This is a genomic window from Aporhodopirellula aestuarii, assembly GCF_023701485.1.
GTDB classification, from domain to species: domain Bacteria; phylum Planctomycetota; class Planctomycetia; order Pirellulales; family Pirellulaceae; genus Rhodopirellula; species Rhodopirellula aestuarii.
In genome coordinates, this window is record NZ_JAMQBK010000056.1 from 21,430 (window position 1) to 27,862 (window position 6,433).

Annotated in this window: 3 protein-coding genes; all 3 read right to left on the reverse strand. The window is 56.5% G+C overall.

Features of this window, described 5'->3' with window-relative positions:
* A complete protein-coding gene (locus NB063_RS19750) occupies positions 1-1,674 on the reverse strand; it encodes a cation:proton antiporter (protein WP_250930490.1) in 1,674 nt (557 codons plus the stop codon).
* Positions 1,675-1,703: 29 nt separating this feature from the next.
* A complete protein-coding gene (locus tag NB063_RS19755; RefSeq protein ID WP_250930491.1) occupies positions 1,704-2,633 on the reverse strand; it encodes a universal stress protein in 930 nt (309 codons plus the stop codon).
* A 186-nt stretch (positions 2,634-2,819) separates the two neighbouring features.
* Positions 2,820-5,549 (reverse strand): cation-transporting P-type ATPase, encoded by a 2,730-nt coding sequence (locus tag NB063_RS19760; protein WP_322975248.1) that lies wholly within the window; start codon positions 5,547-5,549, stop codon positions 2,820-2,822.
* Positions 5,550-6,433: the final 884 nt, after the last annotated feature.

Here is a 6,433-nt window from a genome sequence, read left to right on the forward strand (position 1 = left end):
TCAAGTTCGGTCCTGCGATTCGCTCTGCTGGACGGTCAGCTCAGACTCGCTGAGTTGGTCGATTGCTTCTTTGGCGGCGTCCGCGAACGGCAACAGGATCATGTTGCATCCTGCTTCCCTTAACTTGGCGGCATCCCGATCGTGGTGTGCGGTTGCGGCAACCGATCCGCCATAGCCGTAACGCGATAGCGCGTGCAGCAGCGCAAGGTTGACCGCAAGCTGGGGGACGGAACTGACCACCCATCGCGCGTGAGTGAGCGGCAATGTCGACGCAAACTCGGGGTCTTCCGCATCTCCATACACGACGGAATGTCCCGACTCGCGGAGCCGATGCACCACATCGGGATCGAAGTCGACTCCCAGCACACGCTGTCCACGGTCGGAAAGTTCTCGAGAAAGATGGTTCCCGAAACGCCCCAGTCCAAAGACGATCGTGTCAAAGCCGCGGGATGGCTCGACAGTCGTTTCCAATTCAACTTCGCGAAAAGGATCCTTCCTCTCGAACCAGGACATGAACGGTGACAGCCGGTCATACAACGCGTGCGAGTAGAGTATCAGGTAGGTGGAGAGTGTGATCGTGATCAAGCCAACGAGCGTGATCAGCCCGAGGATTTCACCGGAAATGTGCCCAAGGTCTTTTCCGAGTGCCCCCAGCATCAGCGAGAATTCGCTGATTTGGGCAACGGTTAAACCGGCCAAGAAGCCAGTTCGTTTTCGATACCCCATCAGTCCCATGATGATGATCACGATCAGCGGATTGCCGATCAGCACGAACATCGACAAAGCCAGTGACGGCATCAGTTGCGATCCCAGCAGACTGAGCTTGAGGTGGGCTCCCAGATCCACAAAGAAGAACAACAGCAAGAAGTCACGCAAGCCAACCAGACGCGATCCGAGCGCCTCCCGGTGCGGCAATCCAGCCAGTGACACACCCGCCAGGAACGCCCCCACCTCTTTGCTAAAACCGAGCCAATCACCGATCGCGGCCAGACCGACGGCCCAGGCAATCGCTAGCGTCGTCAACAACTCGGCCGAACGACTTGCATGCTGATACAGCCTTGGCAACACGTAACGCATCAGCAGACCGACGGCGACCAGCAAACCGATTCCTTTGACAATGACCAACGAGATGCCCTGCACCCAGTGAACACCGGTGCTAGCGCCGAACGCCGTCAATGCGATCATCACCAATACCACCACCAAGTCTTGGACGATCAAGAAACCGATGGCAATGCGACCATGCAGCGAGTCGATCTCGCGTTTGTCGGACAACAGCTTGACGATGATGATCGTGCTGGAAAACGTCAACGCGACGGCAACGTAGATCGAAACAAGATGCGGAAACCCCATGGCAAGACAGAGCAAATAGCCAATCACCGACGTGAATGTGACTTGGCCCAGCCCGGTGGCTAACGAGACTGGTCCCATGGTGCGAATCACATTCAAGTCCAGCTTTAAGCCGACCGTAAACAGCAAGAGCGCAATGCCGGTCTTCGCCAGCAAATCAATTTCGCTGCCAATCGAAACCCACTTTAGCCCCGCGGGACCGACCAGAATCCCAACCGCAATGAAGGCAACAATCAGCGGTTGCTTGAGCCAATGCGCAATAAATCCCAGAACACCGGCCGCCGCCAGCAACAGCGCAAACTCGTAGAAGATATTTTCGGATCCCAATCGCTTACTCCAACGCCTTCATCGATCCGTTAGTCAAACTTGACCGGTGACTGAAACGTTGCCGGCTTGACGGTCAGCACCGAACAATCGACTTCGTCTAAAATCTTTTCAGCGGTATTGCCGATAAAGAAACCTGGAATCCCGGTCCGGCAAACCGTCCCCATTACCAACAGATCGACTTTCTCGCTCTTTGCCATCTCCACGATGACGGACTCTGCGAGTCCTTTGACCATGTGAACCACTGCCGATCCGTCCGTGTGCCGGGAAACCAGAGCGTCCAACAACTCTTGATGCCGACCCGTTTCTTCTTGAATGTAGCCGCTAATCTCGGGATCGGTCAGCCGCGTTCGTCCCTGGATGATCGACTCTCCAAATAGGGCCCAAGCATGAACAACGTGCAGTTCGGCGCCGTCCTTGGCGGCAACCGCAGCGGCAAGCTTCAAGATAAACACATTCAGCTCGTCACTGGAGTCTTCAAACGGCTCGGGGTCAACAGCCGCCATCACACGCAGGAACTGCTTCGGCTTGCTCGGTTTCATCACCCATACCGGGCAGGGACACTTGCGCATCAGGTGCAGGGAAGTGCTACCAAAAAGACGCTCTTTCAGACCTCCCATTCCCTCTGCCGTCATGATCACCAGATCGTGCTTAGTCAGGATAACGTCGCGAATGATCTCCAAGAATGGAGTCCCGATCACGACCTTCGCCGACACGCGAACCCCCTCCTTTTTTACCGGCGCGATGATGTCTTTCAGTTGAGATTGGTATTCCTTGATCACCAAATCCTGCAACTGGAGTGCGGGGCTTCCCGGCGATGTGATCAGGCTGGTCCCCGTCAACTCGCGTTCCACCCGCAGCAACGTCAGCTTCGCGTGATTAGCCCGGGCCAGAGACGTGGCACGCTCGAGAGTCGCGTTGTCACACGGGTACACGAGCAGGATACTCTTGAAACGTTGCATTCGATTCCTCGTTTCGTTTGTCAAGTTCGACTTACAGACGTGTCGGACGACGACTCCACCTATTGTAGAACAATTGTCCCAATTGTTTCGCCGCACAGCCGGCTCAGGACATCAAACCATTGGGACAATTGTTCTACACAGCGAATCGCAAGCGATTCGTTGAGAGCATAACGTGCAATCGTCGAACTAAGTGGTAACCGATTTCGCCATCCGTATGCGGCGCACCCATTTCTCGAATCCCACAATCATGTAGGTGGCTAACCCTGTAAGCAGAATTCGCCACCACGAATCCCAGCCGAGCGGAGCGCTGTGGAAGATGCGATTCATGATTGGTAAATAGGTAAAGGCAAGCTGCAGCATCAGCATGCTGACCACGCCGAGGCCGATCCAGTGATTCGACAGTACCCCCAGCTCGAACATCGATTTTGTCAGCGAACGGCAATTGAACAGGTAAAACACCTCCACCATCACAAAGACGTTCACCGAAACGGTCCGGGCGACCGTATCACTATAGCCTCGTCCGATCGCCCACTCGAACGAACCGAATGCGCCGACCAGCATCACGCAAGAGACCAGCAAGATTCGAACGAGCAACTCTCCCGTCAGGATCGCCGCCCGCGGATCGCGTGGAGGCCGACGCATGATGTCACCCTCCTTCGGCTCAAACGCGAGCATCAATCCCAACAAGACAGCGGTCGTCATGTTGATCCACAAAATCTGGACCGGCAGGATGGGCAGCGCAACTCCGACAAAGATCGCAGCCAGAATGACCAACCCCTCGCCCATGTTCGTTGGCAGAGTCCAAACGATGAATTTGGTGAGGTTATCAAAGACGCTGCGGCCTTCCTCCACAGCCGCTTCGATCGACGCGAAGTTGTCGTCCGTCAACACCATGTCGGCAGCCTCCTTGGCGACCTCCGTGCCTCCGATACCCATCGCAACCCCGATGTCGGCCTGTTTCAGCGCGGGCGCATCGTTCACGCCATCGCCGGTCATCGCGACGATGTGACCATTGGCCTGCAACGCACGAACGAGCCGAAGCTTGAGTTCCGGCGTCGCGCGTGCAAACACCGCGACTTCGTCGGCAATCTCGATCAATTGCTGGTCGGTTGTATCGGCAAGATCCTGAGCCGTCTTGACCAGAGGCACGTGTCCTTCACCGGCATCGATCCCGCCGAGCCCAAGTTTCTGCGCGATCGCCTGGGCCGTCTTGGCGTGGTCACCCGTAATCATCTTCACTCGGATTCCCGCCGTCTGACACGCCTTGATTGCAGCCACCGCTTCAGCGCGAGGCGGATCAATCATCCCTTGCAAACCGTAAAAAACCAAGTCGCCGACATCCGCGTGCGTGACGTCGCTGGTCGTCGCTGGAAACGGTTTGCCGGCGAATGCCAACACACGCAAACCCTCAGCGGCCATCGCTTCGACTTGTCGGTGCACGGCTTCCATGTCAAGCGGAACCGCTTCACCTGACTTGTTCAACGCCGAGTTGCATTTTGCCAGCACGACTTCGAGACCGCCCTTCACGTACAGCGATCTGGATTGATCGGCAGCCACTTCGTGGAGAGTCGCCATGTACTGATGCTGTGATTCAAAGGGAATGGCATCCAAGCGTGGCGACTGTTCGAGCGTTCGCCGGGCATCCAATCCGGCTTTGCTTGCCACCGCGATCAAGGCTCCCTCGGTTGGATCTCCCCGCACTTCCCAGCGAGACTCCGCCTGCACCAACTCCGAGTCATTGCACAACAACCCGGCCAGCAGACATTGGTTGGCCGCTGAGTTTTCCGGCAGCGTCGAGTCGTCGTCTCCGTCGGCTTTGATCTCACCGTTCGGCTCATACCCCGTCCCGGACACTTGGAACAATTGACCTCCCGCCCAAAATTCATGTACCGTCATTTGATTCACGGTCAGCGTGCCGGTTTTATCGGAGCAGATGACGGTGGTGCCGCCGAGCGTTTCCACCGCTGGGAGCTTGCGGATGATCGCGCGACGTCGAGCCATGCGGGCGACACCAATCGCCAGCGTGATCGTCACGGCAGCAGGCAATCCCTCCGGAATGGCTCCCACCGCCAGCGCGACGGCCGCCATGAACATCTCGAACATTGCCTGGCCACGCCACACACCCACGGCGAACGTGACGGCCGCTAACATCAGGATCACGACCAGCAACACGCGACTGAACTTGGCAATTTTGCGCGTCAGAGGTGTTACCAGCGCATCGGCCAGCGTCATGAGTTCGGAGATCCGCCCGACTTCGGTCTTCGCTCCAATCGCAACGACAACGCCGCGTCCCTGACCGTATGTCACCAGCGTCGATGCGTACCCCATGTTGCGGCGTTCGGCGAGCGTGGTTTCCAACGGTAATTCGCCGGCATTCTTTCCCACAGGTACCGACTCGCCCGTCAGTGCTGACTCGTCGATTTGCAAGTCACGAGATTTCAACAAACGCAGGTCCGCCGGAACCTTATCACCCGACTGCAGCAACACGATGTCGCCTGGGACCAGTTCGGTCGAAGGCACATCGCGGGTTTCGCCGGCCCGCACGACCCGCGCTACGGTGAGTGTCGTCTTTGCTAGCGCCTCCAGGGCTTTGGCGGCCTTGGATTCCTGCAGGTAACCGATCACGGCATTGACCAGCACCACGCCGAAAATGACCGACGCATCCACCCACTCGTCCAAGAATGCAGTGATCGCCGCTGCGGACAAGAGGATGTACAGCAGAGGCTGATGAAACTGCAGCAGGAAACGAATCAACGGACCTGGACCGCTGCGAAGAGGAATCGAGTTGGCTCCAAAATGCCGCTGTCGACGATCGATCTCGAACCGATCCAAACCGTTACGTGAATCAGTCGTCAGCAATTGGACGACATCATCCGCGGAGGTATGGTGCCACAGCCTCTCGATCAACGTTTCCATTCAGGCTCTCCCGTGAACTACGCACACCTTCCCAGCAACCACCGAACAGAAAACACATGCCGTAAGAACCAGTGTAGAGCAGTCGCGATCGGGACTGCAAACTCGAAAGCAACTCACTGCTCTATTTGAACAGGGCGACTAACTGCACAGGGCTACCAAAGTTCGGTGGTTTGAGTGGTAGCATCGAACATTCAATGCGACTGAGGATTTGCGCGGCCGTGTTGCCCATGATCATAGCTGAGCCCACGCTGCCGGCAATGGAAACCATCGCGACCAGCTTGACGCATCTCTCACGAGCAAACGACAAAGCTTCCAACGCGAGCTGGCCATCGATCAGGGGAATGTTAGCGGCATGCCGACTTATTCCATGCTACCCTCCGAAGCGCGGCTTCACCTGCTCAAGACTTCGCTTCGCGATCGCGTCAAATCCTTCTTCGCTCATGCGACGGCGAAGATTCTGTACATTCCAAACGGTCCAAGTGGGGAGGATCTCCGCACCAAACGTCCAACGGAACAAATCTCTGTTTGCAAGTCAGCGGAAAGCATGTCCGGGGAATGGTTTAAGAAGAATTCGCTGGTTTCGGTTGGCCCTTCCACCAATTTCTCGCATCCACCTGTGTCCACTGATCGGCGGATTTGCATTTGCTTAAGGGCTGTTCCAGTTCAGCGGCGGTTTGGAGTCCGGATCAGGCACAGCAATTGAAATTCTGGTTTCTTGATTTCAAATGTCTGCTGGGATCAGAAGGCGAGGAACAATACCATTCCGAATAATGACGGCACCGGAAATCTTCCGATGCCGTTTCCTACCCCGGCCTTTGTCGGGTTTTCCGACTCGCCCGAACGAGTGCATGACGAAAGCACCGTCTAAGCAGGTACATAGAAGT

Coding starts and splice junctions, on each gene's coding strand:
- NB063_RS19760 (WP_322975248.1), bottom strand. CDS start 5,549: ATGGAAACGTTGATCGAGAGGCTGTGGCACCATACCTCCGCGGATGAT.
- NB063_RS19755 (WP_250930491.1), bottom strand. CDS start 2,633: ATGCAACGTTTCAAGAGTATCCTGCTCGTGTACCCGTGTGACAACGCG.